The sequence below is a fragment of the Mycobacterium sp. E740 genome, assembly GCF_001672895.1.
In the GTDB taxonomy this organism is placed as follows: Bacteria; Actinomycetota; Actinomycetes; order Mycobacteriales; family Mycobacteriaceae; genus Mycobacterium.
The window spans coordinates 1-15,701 of sequence record NZ_LZKP01000146.1 but is presented as its reverse complement, the minus strand read 5'-3'; the positions used below and the strand labels follow the sequence as shown (position 1 = coordinate 15,701).

At 68.3% G+C, this 15,701-nt stretch carries 17 protein-coding genes and 2 pseudogenes; 11 read left to right on the top strand and 8 right to left on the bottom strand.

Going from position 1 to position 15,701, the window contains the following annotated elements:
* The gene (locus tag A5663_RS13860) at nucleotides 1-969 is read right to left on the bottom strand and encodes an o-succinylbenzoate synthase (protein ID WP_068149846.1); all 969 of its coding nucleotides are present in this window, start codon (nucleotides 967-969) and stop codon (nucleotides 1-3) included.
* Nucleotides 970-1,056: 87 nt separating this feature from the next.
* Between A5663_RS13860 and A5663_RS13855 the strand changes: the two genes are divergently transcribed.
* Nucleotides 1,057-1,536 carry a TspO/MBR family protein gene (locus A5663_RS13855; protein ID WP_068149773.1) on the top strand — a complete coding sequence of 160 codons (480 nt, stop codon included), beginning with the start codon at nucleotides 1,057-1,059 and terminating at the stop codon, nucleotides 1,534-1,536.
* Here the strand turns inward: A5663_RS13855 and A5663_RS13850 are convergent.
* The 3 genes from A5663_RS13850 to A5663_RS13840 are packed head-to-tail and all read right to left on the bottom strand — an operon-like array spanning nucleotide 1,533 to nucleotide 5,041.
* Nucleotides 1,533-3,110, bottom strand: coding sequence for a long-chain-fatty-acid--CoA ligase (locus A5663_RS13850; RefSeq protein ID WP_068149771.1), 1,578 nt, complete (start codon nucleotides 3,108-3,110; stop codon nucleotides 1,533-1,535). The genes A5663_RS13855 and A5663_RS13850 overlap by 4 nt on opposite strands.
* A 29-nt stretch (nucleotides 3,111-3,139) precedes the next feature.
* Nucleotides 3,140-4,747: an amidohydrolase gene (locus A5663_RS13845; protein ID WP_068149766.1), complete on the bottom strand. Its 1,608-nt coding sequence runs from the start codon at nucleotides 4,745-4,747 to the stop codon at nucleotides 3,140-3,142.
* A gap of 12 nt (nucleotides 4,748-4,759) precedes the next feature.
* Nucleotides 4,760-5,041: a DUF3253 domain-containing protein gene (locus A5663_RS13840; protein WP_068149763.1), complete on the bottom strand. Its 282-nt coding sequence runs from the start codon at nucleotides 5,039-5,041 to the stop codon at nucleotides 4,760-4,762.
* 68 nt (nucleotides 5,042-5,109) lie between these two features.
* Between A5663_RS13840 and fadD8 the strand changes: the two genes are divergently transcribed.
* The 8 genes from fadD8 to A5663_RS13800 all read left to right on the top strand — a co-directional run bounded on the left by fadD8 (nucleotide 5,110) and on the right by A5663_RS13800 (nucleotide 12,140).
* The gene (fadD8, locus tag A5663_RS13835; protein ID WP_068149760.1) at nucleotides 5,110-6,711 is read left to right on the top strand and encodes a fatty-acid--CoA ligase FadD8; all 1,602 of its coding nucleotides are present in this window, start codon (nucleotides 5,110-5,112) and stop codon (nucleotides 6,709-6,711) included.
* 24 nt (nucleotides 6,712-6,735) lie between these two features.
* Complete coding sequence (locus A5663_RS13830) at nucleotides 6,736-7,422, top strand: HAD family hydrolase (protein ID WP_068149758.1); 687 nt, start codon at nucleotides 6,736-6,738, stop codon at nucleotides 7,420-7,422.
* Complete coding sequence (locus tag A5663_RS13825) at nucleotides 7,419-7,871, top strand: nitroreductase/quinone reductase family protein (protein WP_068149755.1); 453 nt, start codon at nucleotides 7,419-7,421, stop codon at nucleotides 7,869-7,871. The genes A5663_RS13830 and A5663_RS13825 overlap by 4 nt, the downstream gene beginning before the upstream one ends.
* Before the next feature lie 10 nt (nucleotides 7,872-7,881).
* Nucleotides 7,882-8,331 carry a nitroreductase family deazaflavin-dependent oxidoreductase gene (locus tag A5663_RS13820; protein WP_068149752.1) on the top strand — a complete coding sequence of 150 codons (450 nt, stop codon included), beginning with the start codon at nucleotides 7,882-7,884 and terminating at the stop codon, nucleotides 8,329-8,331.
* Nucleotides 8,328-9,239 (top strand): 1,4-dihydroxy-2-naphthoyl-CoA synthase, encoded by a 912-nt coding sequence (locus A5663_RS13815; protein ID WP_068149749.1) that lies wholly within the window; start codon nucleotides 8,328-8,330, stop codon nucleotides 9,237-9,239. Before A5663_RS13820 ends, A5663_RS13815 begins: the two co-directional genes overlap by 4 nt.
* A 74-nt stretch (nucleotides 9,240-9,313) precedes the next feature.
* The gene (locus A5663_RS13810) at nucleotides 9,314-10,198 is read left to right on the top strand and encodes an SDR family oxidoreductase (RefSeq protein ID WP_068149746.1); all 885 of its coding nucleotides are present in this window, start codon (nucleotides 9,314-9,316) and stop codon (nucleotides 10,196-10,198) included.
* A complete protein-coding gene (locus A5663_RS13805) occupies nucleotides 10,198-11,739 on the top strand; it encodes a long-chain-fatty-acid--CoA ligase (RefSeq protein WP_068149742.1) in 1,542 nt (513 codons plus the stop codon). Before A5663_RS13810 ends, A5663_RS13805 begins: the two co-directional genes overlap by 1 nt.
* A 23-nt stretch (nucleotides 11,740-11,762) precedes the next feature.
* Nucleotides 11,763-12,140, top strand: a complete 378-nt coding sequence (locus A5663_RS13800) for a VOC family protein (protein ID WP_068149739.1) — start codon at nucleotides 11,763-11,765, stop codon at nucleotides 12,138-12,140.
* Here the strand turns inward: A5663_RS13800 and A5663_RS13795 are convergent.
* The 3 genes from A5663_RS13795 to A5663_RS13785 are packed head-to-tail and all read right to left on the bottom strand — an operon-like array spanning nucleotide 12,137 to nucleotide 13,968.
* Entirely contained in the window at nucleotides 12,137-12,442 is a 306-nt protein-coding gene (locus tag A5663_RS13795) for a DUF3349 domain-containing protein (protein ID WP_068149736.1), read from the bottom strand. The genes A5663_RS13800 and A5663_RS13795 overlap by 4 nt on opposite strands.
* A 10-nt stretch (nucleotides 12,443-12,452) precedes the next feature.
* Nucleotides 12,453-12,713, bottom strand: a complete 261-nt coding sequence (locus A5663_RS13790; protein ID WP_068149843.1) for a hypothetical protein — start codon at nucleotides 12,711-12,713, stop codon at nucleotides 12,453-12,455.
* Nucleotides 12,714-12,726: 13 nt separating this feature from the next.
* Nucleotides 12,727-13,968, bottom strand: coding sequence for an inorganic phosphate transporter (locus tag A5663_RS13785; protein WP_068149732.1), 1,242 nt, complete (start codon nucleotides 13,966-13,968; stop codon nucleotides 12,727-12,729).
* 194 nt (nucleotides 13,969-14,162) lie between these two features.
* Between A5663_RS13785 and A5663_RS13780 the strand changes: the two genes are divergently transcribed.
* Together A5663_RS13780 and menE are read left to right on the top strand one after the other, a co-directional pair.
* Nucleotides 14,163-14,477, top strand: coding sequence for a DUF3349 domain-containing protein (locus A5663_RS13780; RefSeq protein WP_068149729.1), 315 nt, complete (start codon nucleotides 14,163-14,165; stop codon nucleotides 14,475-14,477).
* 68 nt (nucleotides 14,478-14,545) lie between these two features.
* Nucleotides 14,546-15,469 (top strand): annotated as a pseudogene (gene menE / locus A5663_RS23585) (o-succinylbenzoate--CoA ligase); the annotation flags it as partial.
* Here the strand turns inward: menE and A5663_RS23840 are convergent.
* Nucleotides 15,427-15,701, bottom strand: a pseudogene (locus A5663_RS23840) (O-succinylbenzoic acid--CoA ligase); the annotation flags it as partial. The pseudogenes menE and A5663_RS23840 sit on opposite strands and share 43 nt — an antisense overlap.

Below are 15,701 nucleotides of genomic sequence, written 5' to 3'. Positions count from 1 at the left end.
TCAACGGTTGATCAGCGGCAGACAACTGCGCACGCGCTCGACCCACCACTGCCGCCGATCCGGCGGCGCGGCCAGTGCCGTCAGCCGCGCGGGGTCGGGAGCGAGGGTGCCGATCGGCAGATAGCCGTCGTCGGCGGTCAGCGGTTCGGCGACGTCCTCGACGAACAACCCGCCGGTGCCCAGGCCGCATGCATACCGCAGGTCGGGCAGGGCCGCGGCGGCCAACAGTCCGCGACCGATACCGACCGCTGAGTCGAGCGCGCTGGAGACGACGATCGGGATGTCGATCTGCGCGGCGATCTTCAGCATGGCGCGCACCCCGCCCAGTGGTGCGACCTTGAGCACCGCGACGTCGGCGGCGTTCTCGCGCACCACGCGCAGTGGGTCGTCGGCCTTGCGGATGCTCTCGTCGGCGGCGATCGGCACGTCGATCCTTCGCCGAAGCTCGGCCAGTTCGGCGACCGTCGCGCAGGGTTGTTCGAGGTACTCCAGCGGCCCCTCCGCGGTCAGTGCTGCGGCGGCTTCGACGGCGGCTTCGACGCTCCAGCCGCCGTTGGCGTCGACCCGCACCGTCGGTAGGTGCGTGCGCACGGCGTTGACGCGCGCCACGTCGTCGGCGAGTGTCTGGCCCGGCTCGGCCACCTTCACTTTGGCCGTGCGCGCGCCGGGAAACCGGGCCAGCACCTCGGGCACGTGCGACGCGGCGACGGCCGGGACGGTCGCGTTGATCGGAATGCGGTCTCGGCGGGCTGCCGGCGGCGATTCGTAGGCGGCTTCCAGGGCCGAGGGCAGCCAGTGCGCCGCCTCAGGCGGCTCGTACTCGAGGAACGCCCCGAACTCGCCCCAGCCGGCGGGCCCGTCGATCAGCGCCACCTCGCGGACGGTGATGCCGCGGAACCGAACTCGCATCGGCAGTGCGACGACATGCATGCGGTCCACGATGTCCGCAAGATCGGGGTGCTGCGGCATGTGCACCATCCTGCCCGAGGTTTAGCGAGCCCCGTACGGGCTACCTTTAAGTTACTTAACTAATCGTTCTTCGGTGAGGAGTGCATCGTGCGATTGAAGACACTGGCGCCCACGGCGCTCGCGGTGGCCGCGACGGCGGTCGTCGGCGGCCTCGCGAGCAAGGACGCACAGTCACTGTGGTACGCGAGGTTGCGCAAACCGCCGTATCAGCCTCCGCGCCAAGCGTTTCCGATCGTATGGCCGATTCTCTACGCCGATCTCGCGCTGACCTCGTCGGCCACGCTCGACGAGCTGGACCGCCGCGGGCATACCGATGAGCGCCGCGCATACCTCGCGGCACTCGCGGTGAACCTCGTGCTCAACGGCAGCTGGTCGTGGCTGTTCTTCAACCGCGGCATGCTGGGCACGTCGGCGATCGCCGCCGGTGCGCTCACCGTCAGCAGCGCCGATCTCACCCGCCGCGCGGTGCAGGTGCGCGGCGCGGCCGCTGCCCCGTTGGCCGCCTATCCGGCCTGGTGTGCGTTCGCGACCGCGTTGTCCACGCACATCTGGGCGCTCAACCGCTAGACCGTCGCGCGGTCGCGGCCCTCCCAGTACGGCTTGCGCAGCTCTTTTTTCAGGATCTTGCCCGTAGGGTTGCGCGGCAGCTCCTCGGTGATGTCGACGGACTTCGGGCACTTGTACGCCGCGAGCCGCTCGCGACACCACGCGATGATCTCCTCCGGCGTAGCCGAATCCTCCAGTGAGACGACAGCTTTGACTACTTCGCCCCACTTCTCGTCCGGCACGCCGATCACCGCGACGTCGGCGACCGCGGGATGATCGGCGACGACGCGCTCGACCTCGATCGAGTAGATGTTCTCTCCACCGGAGATGATCATGTCCTTGAGCCGGTCCTCGACGAACAGGTAGCCGCCGTCGTCGATGCGGCCGATGTCGCCGCTGCGGAACCAGCCGTCGTCGGTGATCGACTCGGCGGTCGCTTCAGGCTTGTTGTGATAGCCCTTCATCAATTGCGCTGTGCGGAACCACAGTTCGCCCTGCTCCCCCGTCGGCACCTCTTCGAGGGTGTCCGGGTCGACGACGCGCACTTCCGCGTTGGGTACCAGGGTTCCCGCGCTGGTCAACCGCTCTTCGCGGCCCGGATCGCGATGCGCCTCGGGCAGCAGATGGCTGATCACCCCACACACCTCGGTGAGGCCGTAGGCCTGCATGAAGTCGGTGTCCGGCCAGACCTCGAGCGCCTTACGCAGCAACGGCAGCGGCATCGGCGACGCACCGTAGGCGAAGGTCTTCAGTGAACTGAACAGCTTCACCGCATCCCCGCCGGACTCGAGCACCTTGGCAAGCACCGCCGGCACCAGGAAGGTGCGGTTGGCGCCGTTGAGTATCGCGCCGGCCAGCGACAACCCGTCGACGTCGCGGGTCATCACGCTGGGCACGCCGTCGTGAATGCCGAACTGCACGTAGGACGATCCGCCGACGTGGAACAACGGCATCGACACCATGTTCTTGTCGCCCTCGTCGAACTCGAAGCCTTCGTGGGCGTTGACCGTGTGCGCGATCAGGTTCGCATGCGTCAGCTCCACACCCTTGGGCCTGCCCGTGGTGCCCGACGAATACATGATGATCGCCACGTCGTCGGGTTCGACGTCGTCGCCACGCTCGACCGGCGTCGCGGCGGCGAGCATCGCCTCGTACTCGTCGCCCTCCTCACCCTCCGGAGTCACTTCGACGATGTGCTCGACGTCGGTGAGCTTGTCGCGGATCTTGTCGACGGTCGGCTTAAGTTCCTTGCCGACGACCAACAGCTTGGCGCCCGAATCGTTGAGCACGTAGTCGAGCTCGTCGGCGGCCAGGCGGAAGTTGATGATCGCGTTGGCCGCGCCCAGCGACGCCGCGGCCAACGTCAGCTCGACGCACGCCGGGTGGTTCTTGTCGAGTAACGCGACCACATCACCCCGCTTGACGCCGCGCTCCTTCAGCGCGCCGGCGAGACGTCGCACGCGGTCGTTCCACTGCTCCCACGTCCACGTCCGCTCGAGGTAGGTCATCGCTTCGGCGTCGGGAGTGGTCTGCGCCCAGTGCGCGGTTCGTTCGTCGAGGAAACGCGGGACAGGCAGGTTCGAGAGGTCAGGCATGTTTCGAGCGTGCCATGCCCGCCGTCGCGTCAGTCGTCTTTCGAATAAACCTGCCGCCCCGCCAGGTATGTGGCCTGCACCTCGAGGTCGGCGATCTGCTCGGGCGGCACGGCGCGCGGGTCGGCGGAGAGCACGACCATGTCGGCGTACTTGCCGACCTCCAGCGAGCCGATGACGTCGTCGGCGAACAACTGGTAGGCGGCGTCGATGGTCTGGGCGCGGATCGCCTGTTCGACGGAGATCCGCTGCTCCGGCCCGATCACCCGGCCGCTCGGCGCCGTGCGGGTGGCCGCGACACTGATGTTGCGCAACGGCTCCTCGGGGGTGACCGGCGGATCGTTGTGCAGCGAGATCCGCATCCCTGTCGCGACCGCGGATCCGCATGGCATCCAACGGTTTCCGTGCTCGGCACCGAACAGCCCGTCGACGATGATGTCGCCCCAGTAGTGGATCTGGTCGACGAACACGCTGCACGTGACGCCGAGGTCGTGGGCGCGCTGCAGCTGCTCGTCGCGGATCGCGCCGACATGCTCGAGCCGAAGCCGGTGATCGTCGCGGGGCCAGCGACGCAACGCGTCTTCGTACACGTCGAGGATGGTGTCGACGCCGGCGTCGCCCTGGACGTGGCACGCCATCGGCCAGCCGTTCGGGAAGTACGAGTGCACGATCTCGGTGAGCTGTTCGCGCGTGTAGTTGGCGTGCCCGCAGGAGCCCGGCGCCACGCCGATGGCGCGGGTGGCGTCGGTGTCCAGGTACGGGAACGACAGGTCGATGTTGCCGATCCACGGGGAGCCGTCGACCCAGATCTTGATGCCGACCTGACGGAACAGGTCGTCGCCGTTGGCCGGCGACATGTCGGTCGTCATCTGCTCGTTGGAGATCTCGTAGACGCGCAACCGCACCGTCAGGTCGTCGCGGATGAGATCGACCACCGGACGGAACACGGGGTCGAACGCCATCTCCGAACACGTCGTCAACCCGACCTTGTTGAGCCGGCGAAGTTCGGCGTGCAGCATCGCCGGATAGTCGGCGGGGTTGATCACGCCGGCCAGCAGGCTGAAAACCGCGCCGGTCTCCTCGGCGGTGCCGTCGAGTTCGCCGTCGGCATCGCGCCCGTAGCGCGCGCCCTTCGGGTCCGGAGTGTCGCGGGTGAGGTCGAACCGTCGCGCGGCCGCGCTGTTGAAGAAGGCCTTGTGCCCGGAGTTGTGCACGATCACCAGCGGGGAGTCGGGCGCTTCGCCGTCGAGCCAGGCCAACGTCGGATCAGGTAACCCGTTCTGCAGCAAAGGATCCCAGCCGTTGAGGTACGCACCGTCGGCGCCGCGCTTGGCGACCTCCGCACGTATGGCATCGACGACGTCACGCGCGTCGGGCAGCGTGACCGGACGGATGTCGACCATCCGCTCGGACAGCACGATCGCCTCCATCAGCGGGTGGCCGTGCGCCTCGATGAGGCCGGGCATCACGCAGCCGTTGACGTCGCGGACTTCGGTGTCCGGACCGACCCAGCTCTCGACGTCGCGGCGGCTGCCCACCGCCACGATGCGGCCGTCGGCCACCGCGACCCCCTCGGCGGTCGGCTGCCGGTCGTCGACAGTGAGCACGGTTCCACGAATGACCAGGTCAGCGGTGGGCATGCGGTCATCTTCTCAGTCGCGGCGAATATCCGATGAGAAACCTTCGCGGATCGCGCGGATCCGGATGGGTCCGCGCCACGGCGCGTCCGGGTCGAGCACCTCACCCTTCTGGGTGATCTCGACGTCGCCGGCGCGGGCGAGAGCACGGGCGACCTCGCGTGCGTCGTCCATCAGCTCGCGCCACCCGTCCCCGCCGACCGCGCGGGCGGCGTCGGACGGGCAGATCGTCTTGTCCGGGCCGCGCGCTCTGCTGAGCGCAAGGATTGCCGCCCGGAGGCGCTCGGCACTGCTCACACGAACGAGTCAAGCCAAAACCGGCGACCCTTTCCAGTCAGACTGGAACACGTTCTAGTCTGATGGCCATGAGTGATGACTTGCTGCGCCATCCGATCCACTCCGGGCACCTCACGGTCGGGGCGCTCAAGCGGAACAAGGACAAGCCGGTGCTGTTCCTCGGCGACACCACGCTGACCGGCGGCCAGCTCGCCGAGCGCATCAGCCAGTACGTTCAGGCGTTCGAGGCGCTCGGCGCCGGCTCGGGCACCGCCACCGGCCTGCTGTCTCTGAACCGCCCGGAGGTGCTGATGATCATCGGCGCCGGGCAGACGCAGGGTTACCGCCGCACCGCACTACACCCTCTCGGTTCGCTGGACGACCACGCGTACGTGTTGAACGACGCCGGGGTCACGTCGCTGATCATCGACCCCAACCCGATGTTCGTCGAGCGCGCGCTCGGGCTGCTCGAGAAGGTGCCCGCCCTCAAGCAGGTGCTGACGATCGGCCCGGTGCCCGCGGAACTGGAAGGCGTCGGCGTCGACCTGACCGCCGAGGCCGCCAAGTACTCGCCGCAGCCGCTGGTGGCCGCCGACCTGCCGCCCGACCACATCGGCGGAATGGCCTACACCGGCGGCACCACCGGTAAGCCGAAGGGCGTCATCGGCACCGTGCAGTCGATCACCACGATGACGACGATCCAGCTGGCCGAATGGGAATGGCCCGAGCATCCGCGGTTCCTCATGTGCACGCCGCTGTCGCATGCCGGCGCCGCATTCTTCGTGCCGACCATCATCAAGGGCGGTCAGCTGTTCGTGCTGACCAAGTTCGACCCCGCCGAGGTGCTGCGGGTGATCGAGGAGCAGAAGATCACCGCGACGATGCTCGTGCCGTCGATGATCTACGCGCTAATGGACCACCCCGACTCGCAGACCCGCGACCTGTCGTCGCTGGAGACCGTGTACTACGGGGCCTCGGCGATGAACCCGGTGCGGCTGCGCGAAGCGATCCGGCGCTTCGGGCCGATCTTCGCGCAGTACTACGGCCAGTCCGAGGCGCCGATGGTGATCACCTACCTCGCAAAGAACGATCACGACGAGCAGCGGTTGACGTCGTGCGGGCGGCCGACGGTGTTCGCGCGGGTGGCGCTGCTCGACGCCGACGGCAACCCGGTGCCGCAGGGCGAGGTGGGTGAGATCTGTGTGTCGGGGCCGCTGGTGTCCGGCGGCTACTGGAACAAGCCGGAGGCGACTGCGGAGACCTTCCGCGACGGTTGGATGCACACCGGCGACCTGGCCCGCGAGGACTCCGACGGGTTCTACTACATCGTCGACCGGACGAAGGACATGATCGTCACCGGTGGCTTCAACGTATTCCCCCGGGAGGTGGAAGACGTTGTGGCAGAACATCCTTCGGTGGCGCAGGTCTGTGTCATCGGGACACCCGACGAGAAGTGGGGCGAGGCGGTGACGGCCGTCGTCGTGTTGCGGCCGGACGCTGATTCGTCCGAGGACGCCGTGGCGCGGATGACCGCCGAGATCCAATCGGCGGTCAAGGAGCGTAAGGGTTCGGTGCAGTCGCCCAAGCAGGTGATCGTCGTCGACTCGGTGCCGGTGACCGCGCTGGGCAAGCCGGACAAGAAGGCGGTGCGGGCCCAGTTCTGGGCGGGCGCGGACCGCGCCGTCGGGTGACGAACGCGCTCTTAACATGATGGGGTGACCCAGCTACGCGCGGTGCTGTTCGACTTCTCCGGCACGCTGTTCCGGCTCGAAGAGGACGAGAGCTGGTTCCACGGCATGGAGGTCGACGACCGCGCGGTCGACGGGCACGTACAGGCCGAGTTGATGCGACGGATGACGGCGCCCACCGGTCAGCACGTCGACATGGGGCCAGACGAGTACCACGCCTGGGTCAACCGGGACCTCGCCCCGCACCTGCACCGCGAGGCGTATCTGCACGTACTGCGCGAGAGCGGGTTGGCCGACGAGCACGCCGAGTCGTTGTACGGGCTCCTGATCGATCCGCTGAGCTGGACGCCGTACCGCGACACCGCCGAGGTGCTGCGGGGTCTGCACAGCCAGGGCATCAAGACCGCGGTCGTCTCCAACATCGCGTTCGACGTGCGGCCGGCGTTCGAGTCCATCGGCGCCGCCGAGTTCGTCGACGTGTTCGCGTTGTCCTTCGAGGTCGGCGCGGTCAAACCGGACCCGGTGATCTTCCAGACCGCACTGTCGAGACTGGGCGTCGAACCTGCCGACTCCCTCATGGTCGGTGACAGCGACGAGGCCGACGGTGGCGCCCGCTCACTCGGCTGCGGTTTCGCGCTCGTCGATCCCCTGCCCACCACCCAGCGCCCTGACGGATTACTCAGGGCGCTAACGGAATTCGGCGTCAACATATGAGCGGGAGCGCGGCGCCGCCATGGCTGAAGCACGTGAACAAGATGATGATCGCGCTGCTGCGGCTGGGTGTGCCGATCTCGCGGCACGAGTCGCCGGTGGTGCTGACCGTGCCGGGCCGCGCGACGGGTAAGCCGCGCTCGACGCCGGTCACGCCGATGCTCGTCGACGGAATCCGCTACGTGGTCAGCGGCTATCCCGGCTCGGACTGGGTGCGCAACGTGCGCGCCGCCGAGACCGCCACATTGCGCAAGGGCAGGCACTGCGAGCGGGTGCGCCTCGTCGAGTTGCCACCCACGCAGGCAAGGCCGGTGCTGCGCGAGTTCCCGGCGCAGGTGCCCACCGGCGTCGACCTGATGAAGCGCGCCGGCGTGCTCACGACAGCAACCCCCGAAGAGCTCGAAGGGATGGCGAACCGCCTGCCGGTATTCCGCATCGACGCGGTCGCGTAGCGTTTTCGCCATGTCCGACACTCGGTTGCCGTGGTGGCTGAAGTACGTCAACAAGGTCATGATCGGCCTGCAGAAGCTCGGCATCCTCGGTGAGAAGGGACCGGTCGTGCTTTCGGTGCCCGGTCGAAAGACCGGCAAGCCGCGGTCGACTCCGGTCACCCCGATGATCGTCGACGGGCAACGCTATGTCGTCGGTGGCGTGCCCGGCTCCGACTGGGTCGCCAACGTCCGGGCCGCCGGTGCGGCCACGTTGCACATCGGCCGTCGCAGCGAACGGGTGCGCATGGTCGAGATGCCGGTCGAGCAGGCGCGGCCGCTGCTGCGCGAGTTCCCGGTCAAGGTGCCCACCGGCGTCGGCTTCATCAAGAACGCCGGCCTGGTCACCGGCCCGAATCCCGATGAGTTCGAAGCGCTCGCGGGTCGGTGCCCGGTGTTTCGCATCGATATGGTGAGCCCATGAGCCGCAACCCATTTGACCCGTCGCTGTGGCAGCCGATCGACGGCTTCGAGCTGACCGACATCACCTATCACCGGCACGTCGTCGACGGCGTGCGTCAGCCGACGGTGCGCGTGGCGTTCGACCGGCCGGAGGTGCGCAACGCGTTTCGCCCGCACACCGTGGACGAGCTCTACCGGGTGATCGACCACGCGCGGATGTCGTCGGACGTCGGCGTCATCCTGCTGACCGGTAACGGGCCGTCACCGAAGGACGGCGGATGGGCGTTCTGCTCGGGCGGCGATCAACGCATTCGCGGCCGCAGCGGCTATCAGTACGCGTCGGGCGAGACCGCCGAGACGGTCGACCCGGCGCGCGCCGGGCGGCTGCACATCCTCGAGGTGCAACGGCTGATCCGGTTCATGCCCAAGCCGGTGATCTGTCTGGTCAACGGATGGGCCGCCGGCGGTGGGCACAGCCTGCACGTGACCTGTGACCTGACGTTGGCCAGCCGAGAACACGCCCGCTTCAAGCAGACCGACGCCGACGTCGGCAGCTTCGACGGCGGTTACGGCAGCGCGTATCTGGCCAAGCAGGTCGGCCAGAAGTTCGCCCGCGAGATCTTCTTCCTCGGCCGCGCGTACACCGCCGAGCAGATGCACGCGATGGGCGCGGTGAACGAGGTCGTCGACCACGCCGAGCTGGAGAACGTCGGGCTGGAATGGGCGGCGGCGATCAACGGCAAGTCGCCGCAAGCGATTCGGATGCTCAAGTATGCGTTCAACCTCAGCGACGACGGCCTCGTCGGCCAGCAGCTGTTCGCCGGCGAGGCGACGCGGCTGGCGTACATGACCGACGAGGCGGTCGAGGGCCGCGACGCGTTCCTGGAGAAGCGTGACCCCGATTGGAGCGGCTTCCCGCGCTACTTCTAGGGGCGATTTGTGAGTGATTTCGATCGGTGAGCGAGCGTTTTCACTCATAAATCGCTCACCTAGACTCACCGCTCGTGAGCAAAAGCCCCCTGCGGCGGTTGGCCGACCAACTGCTGCTGACCACGATGCGACCGCCGATAGTCCCCGAGCTGCTGCAGTTCCAACCCGGCCGCGACGTCGTCGAGCTGCGGGGCAAGCGCATCCTGCTCACCGGTGCGTCGTCGGGCATCGGGGAGGCCGCCGCTGAGAAGTTCGCCCGTCGCGGCGCGACTGTCGTGGTGGCCGCACGGCGCCGGGAACTGCTCGACGCGCTGGTCGACCGGATCACCGCGACCGGCGGCGACGCCCGGGCGCACGCGTGCGACCTGTCGGACCTCGACGCGGTCGACGAACTCGTGACCCGTGTCGAGGACGAGCTCGGCGGCGTCGACATCCTGATCAACAACGCCGGTCGCTCGATCCGCAGGCCACTCGCCGACTCGCTGCAGCGCTGGCACGACGTCGAGCGCACCATGGCGCTCAACTACTACTCGCCGCTGCGGCTCATCCGCGGGCTCGCGCCGGGTATGCGCGAACGCGGGGACGGCCACATCATCAACGTGTCGACGTGGGGTGTGCTCAGCGAGTCGTCGCCGTTGTTCGCGGTGTACAACGCGTCCAAGGCGGCGCTGACCGCGGTGAGCCGCGTCATCGAGACCGAGTGGGGCGGCGAGGGCGTGCATTCGACGACGTTGTTCTATCCGCTCGTGCGCACGCCGATGATCGCGCCCACCCGCGCCTACGACGGGCTCGCCGGGTTGACCGCCGCCGAGGCTGCCGACTGGATGATCACCGCCGCGCGGACCCGGCCCGTGCGCATCGCGCCGCGCATGGCCGTCACCGCCCACGCCATCAACAGCTTCGCCCCGGCCGTCGTCGACACGATCATGAAACGCCAACGCTACCAACCGAATTCCTGATGCCGCATCCCGACGTGGCGACCGCCGCCGACATCGCACGCGTCTTCGGCGCCGAGCGTCCGGACGCCGTCGCACTGGTGGCCGGGGACCGCACCGTGACCTTCGCCGAACTCGACAGCAGGTCCAACAAGGCCGCGCAGGCGTTCCGCGCAGCGGGTGTCGGCTTCGGTGACCGGGTCGCGTTCATCGAGAAGAACGGCACCGAGTTCTTCGAAATCGTCTGCGCGCTGTCGAAAATCGGCGCGATCGTCGTTCCGCTCAACTGGCGGCTGGCGCCGGCCGAGATGCGCCACATCATCGACGACGCGGGCGCGCTAGTGGTCGTCGTGGGTGCCGAGTTCTTCGGCCATGTCGAGGTGATCGAGGACCAGTTGGCGGCAACCGTCGTCGCGATCGGCGAACACCACCGCTGGCCCGCATACGACGACTGGCTCGCCGCCCAACCCGACGAAGACCCTTGCGTCGCAACGCAACCCGATGACATCGCGTTCCTGATGTACACATCGGGGACGACCGGGGCGCCGAAGGGCGTCATGCTGACCAACGACAACTACTTCTGCAAGGCCACCGGCATCGCCGAGAAGTGGCGCTTCGATGCCGACAGCGTGAGCCTCGCGGTGATGCCGATGTTCCACATGGCGGGCTCCGGCTGGGCGCTGGTCGGGCTGTGCGAGGGCGCGCGCACCGTCGTGCTGCGCGACGTCGACCCGCCGGCGATCCTGGATGCCGTTGAGCGACACGGCATCACCAACATGCTGCTGGTACCGGTGGTGATCACGCGGCTGCTGGAAACCCCCGGTGTCGAGTCGACGGACTTCGGCAACCTGCGGGCGATCGTCTACGGCGCGTCGCCGATCACCGACGACGTTCTCGTCAGGGCACTGGAGCGGTTCGGCTGCGATCTGCTGCAGGTGTACGGACAGACCGAAACCACCGGCTCCGTCACCCAACTCGACCGGCACGACCCCGAGCTGCTGCGGTCGTGCGGCAAGCCGTTCGACTGGGTCGAGGTGCGCATCGTCGACGATGCCGGACGGGACGTGCCGGCCGGCACGGTCGGCGAACTGTGGACCCGCTCGCGACAGAACATGCGCGGCTACTGGAACAACCCGGACGCGACGGCGGCCACTCTCACCCCGGACGGCTGGCTGAAGACCGGCGACGCCGGCTACCTCGACGGCGAGGGCTACGTCTTCCTGCACGACCGCGTCAAGGACATGATCGTGTCGGGCGGCGAGAACGTGTATCCCGCCGAGATCGAGAACGTGCTGATGACGCACCCGGCCGTCGGCGACGTCGCCGTGATCGGCGTACCCGACGCGACGTGGGGCGAGGCGGTGAAGGCGATCGTCGTACCCGCTGCGGGCACCTCGCCCACCGAGTCGGAGCTGATCGCCTACGCGCGCGACCGGCTCGCCGGGTTCAAGCTGCCCAAGTCCGTGTCGTTCGCCGAGATCCTGCCCCGCACTCCCAGCGGGAAGGTGCTCAAGCGCGCGCTGCGCGAACCGTACTGGGAAGGTGTCGGGCGGCGGATCGGCTGACCCTCCGTGATAGACACGACCACATGGAGATTCTGGCCAGCCGCATGCTCATTCGGCCGGCGGACTACCAGCGTTCGCTGAAGTTCTACCGCGACGAGCTGGGCCTGGCGATCGCCCGCGACTACGGCGCGGGCACCGTCTTCTACGCCGGCCAGTCGCTGATCGAGATCGCCGGCCACGGCGCACCGCGCGCCGGCGGCACGATGTGGCTCCAGGTTCGCGACGTCTATGCCACCGAGCGGGAGCTCTCGGGCCGCGGTGTGCCGATCGCGCGGGCGGCGCGCCAAGAGCCGTGGGGGCTGCACGAGATGCACGTCGACGACCCCGACGGCGTGCTGCTGATCTTCGTGCAGGTGCCCGAGACGCACCCGCTGCGGCGCGACGTCCGGCAGGACGCTTAGCGCGTCGGGGTGGCCAGCGGCCAGCCCACCGAGGCGAGCCGCGACGCAACCTGGTGCATCTCTTCGGGATTCGGCTCCTGCGCGGTGACCTGCTGGATTGCGTCACGGATCTCGTCTTCGGTCACGGTGTCGGCGGTCGAACCCCGCAGCACGGTCTGCGCGGCGCTGATCACCTCGTCTTCGGTGAGCGAACGCTTCAGCAGGGCGAGCAGCGGGAAGTAGTCCTTCGGCGGCACCCCCTCCGGGTAGCCGCGGCGCAGCCACGAGAGCACGTTGTCCAGCACGGTGAAGTTCTCGATCATGGCTTGCGGCTCACTTCTTCGGCATGAACGGGAACAGGTCGATGCCGGTGTGGTGGATGATCGTGGCCCTGGTGATCCACAGCACCGCGGTGACGATCACCCAACCGACGAACACGAACAGCGCCACGCCCAGGTACTTGCGGACCGGGTTGGGCGCGGTCGCGCCGCCCCCGGAGAAGGCGACCAGTCCTGTCGCGAACAGCGCGGGCAGCCCCGCTCCCAGCACGAGCCCCACGACCAGCACCTTGAAGATGCTCTCCAGGTAAGTCATCGACATCCCCTCGCTACACCGCCACCGGTGCGTCGACCCGCGCGCGGCGCAGTTCGGCGGGTATGACCGAGTTGGTGGCCTCGTCCCATTCGGCGTTGACGTTGTTGTGGTCGACCTTCTGGCGCTGCGCCCGCCACCACATGTAGAACGACAGGCCGACCAACAGCAGGAAGATGAACCCGTCGCCGACGAGGTCGGATCCGGTGAGCGCCTTGACCCCGTCGGACAGCCAGAACGACAGCGCGCCGACGAGTCCAGCGGCGGGCAGCGTGACCAGCCACGCGACGGCCATGCGCCCGGCGACCGTCCAGCGCACCTCCGCCGCGGGCTTGCCCACACCGCTGCCGAGGATCGAACCGGTCGCGACGTGGGTCGTCGACAACGCCATGCCCGCCGCGCTCGAGCTGAGAATGATTGCGGCCGAGGATGCTTCGGCGGCGAAGCCCTGCGGTGACTGGATCTCCACCAGCCCCTTGCCCAGCGTGCGGATGACGCGCCAGCCGCCGAGATAAGTGCCCAGCCCGATCGCGACCGCACAGCTGAGGACGACCCAGAACGGCAGCCCGTTCTCCTTGACGTCACCGGTCAGGTGGCCGGTCGTGATGAGTGCGAGCGCGATGACACCCATCGTCTTCTGCGCGTCGTTGGTGCCGTGCGACAACGCCACCAGCGACGCGGTCGCCACCTGGCCCCAGCGGAAGCCTTCGCGGCGGCGGCTCTCGGCGACGTTGCGGGTGATCCGGTAGACCAGCCAGGTGCCGCAGGCCGCCACCAGGCCCGCGATGACCGGCGCGGCGACCGCGGGGATCAGCACCTTCTGGCTGATCCCGCTCCAGTTGACGCCTGCGGTGCCCAGCGCGGCGATGCCCGCGCCTATCAGCCCGCCGAACAACGCGTGCGACGAACTCGACGGGATGCCGAACAGCCACGTCAGCAGGTTCCACAGTATGCCGCCGATCAGCCCAGCGAAGATGATCGTCAAGCCGGTCGACGCGTCGATCGACGGCAGCAGAGCGCCGGTCGAGGTGTTCTGCACCTTGAGCACCGAGGTGGTCACCGTTACCGCCACCTCCACCGAGAGGAACGCGCCGACGAGGTTGAGGACGCCGGCCAACAACACGGCGGTCTTGGGCTTCAGGGCGCCGGTGGCGATCGACGTCGCCATCGCGTTGCCGGTGTCGTGAAAGCCGTTGGTGAAGTCGAATGCCAATGCGGTCGCGATCAACAGCACGAGGATGATCAGCTCAGCGCTCACGATGTTGATTCTGCGGCTTGACGGGCCATCCGCCTAATTCATGACCACTTTCGAAGGGCGTGTCGAGCAGGCAATTTGCGCCGAGCAGGCAATCTGTTCATCCACTGTTCACCCACTGGCGGTCAGGCGTTTGCCGGCGGCGTCAAACTCGCCCCGTTCGGGGCGCACTGGCATCATCGAAGCGGGAGGGCGCAGTGACGAAGTTTCTGGCCAAGATTGTCGCGTGGATCACAGCGGGCTACCCCGAGGGAGTGCCCGGCCCGGACCGGGTGCCGCTGTTCTCGCTGCTGCGGCGGCGCCTCACCGACGACGAGGTCAGGACCGTCGCGGTGGAACTGCAGCGGGACGGCGAGTTCGACGCCGAGTACGACCCTGTCGACATCGGCGTACTGATCACGCAGATCACCGATGCGCTGCCCACCCCCGACGACGTCGAGCGCGTACGCCAACGGTTGGCGGTGCGAGGCTGGCCGCTCGACGACCCGCGCGATCCGGAGGACGAGCCATAGCCGTCCTGAGCCCCGTCGCGGTCGGTTCCGGAGCCGCGGCATTGTCGGCGTTACCCGTCGTGCACGAGATGCTGGCCGGCCGCGCTCACATACTTCCGGTCCCGGCCGACGACGTTCGCGAATCAACCTTGCTGACAACGTCTCTGCGTGCCGGCAGCGAGATCGAGGATGACGTGGCGGTCGTGGTGCCGACGTCCGGCACCACCGGCACGCCCAAGGGTGCGATGCTGACCGCCACGGCGCTGATCGCCAGCGCGGAGGCGACCCACCACCGCCTCGGCGGACCGGGACGATGGCTGCTCGCGCTGCCCCCGCACCACGTCGCCGGATTGCAGGTGCTGGTGCGCAGTGTCGTCGCCGGGACCACGCCGGTCGCTCTCTCGCCGAGTTTCACTGCGGACGAGCTGGTTTCGGCTGTTGCGGCGCTGGAGCCGGGGCGGCGCTACGCCTCGCTGGTGGCCGTGCAGCTGGACAGGGCGCTGCGAGATCCCTCGTCGGCGAGGGTGCTGGCCGAATTCGACGCCGTGTTGATCGGAGGCGGCCCGATGCCCGCACCGCTCGCTGAACGTGCTGCGGCAGCTGGTGTTTCGGTGGTGCGGACGTACGGGATGAGCGAGACCGCCGGCGGGTGTGTCTATGACGGAGCGCCGCTGGACGGTGTCCGGATCAGGATCGCCGACGGAGCCGCACAGCCTGCGACATCAAACGGCGGTCGAATCATGTTGGGCGGGACGACACTTGCGAAGGGCTACCGAAATCCGGTGGACCCCGACCCGTTCGAGGAGCCGGGCTGGTTTCGCACCGACGATGTCGGCGCCGTGGACGCGTCGGGCCGGTTGACGGTGCTGGGCCGGGCGGACGACGCGGTCAGCAGCGGCGGTTTGACCGTGATCCCGCACATCGTCGAGGCGGTGCTCGTCGCGCATCCGGCGGTCGGCGAATGCGCGGTGAGCGCCCGGCGGTCGATCTTGCCGATTCCGCGTCTCGGCAGGTCGTCGACGACGTGCATCTCGCGGGGCGCCGCGGTGGCGTCCAGGGTGGCGGCGACGTGCTCGCGCAGTTCGGCGAGCGTCGGGGCGGCGAATCCGGTCGCGAGCACGATAGCCACAGCCACGCGCTGCCCCAGCCGCTCGTCCGGCACCCCGAACACCGCGCATTCGCCGACCGCCGGATGCGCGACGAGCACCGCCTCGACGATGTGCGGGATCACGGTCAAACCGCCGC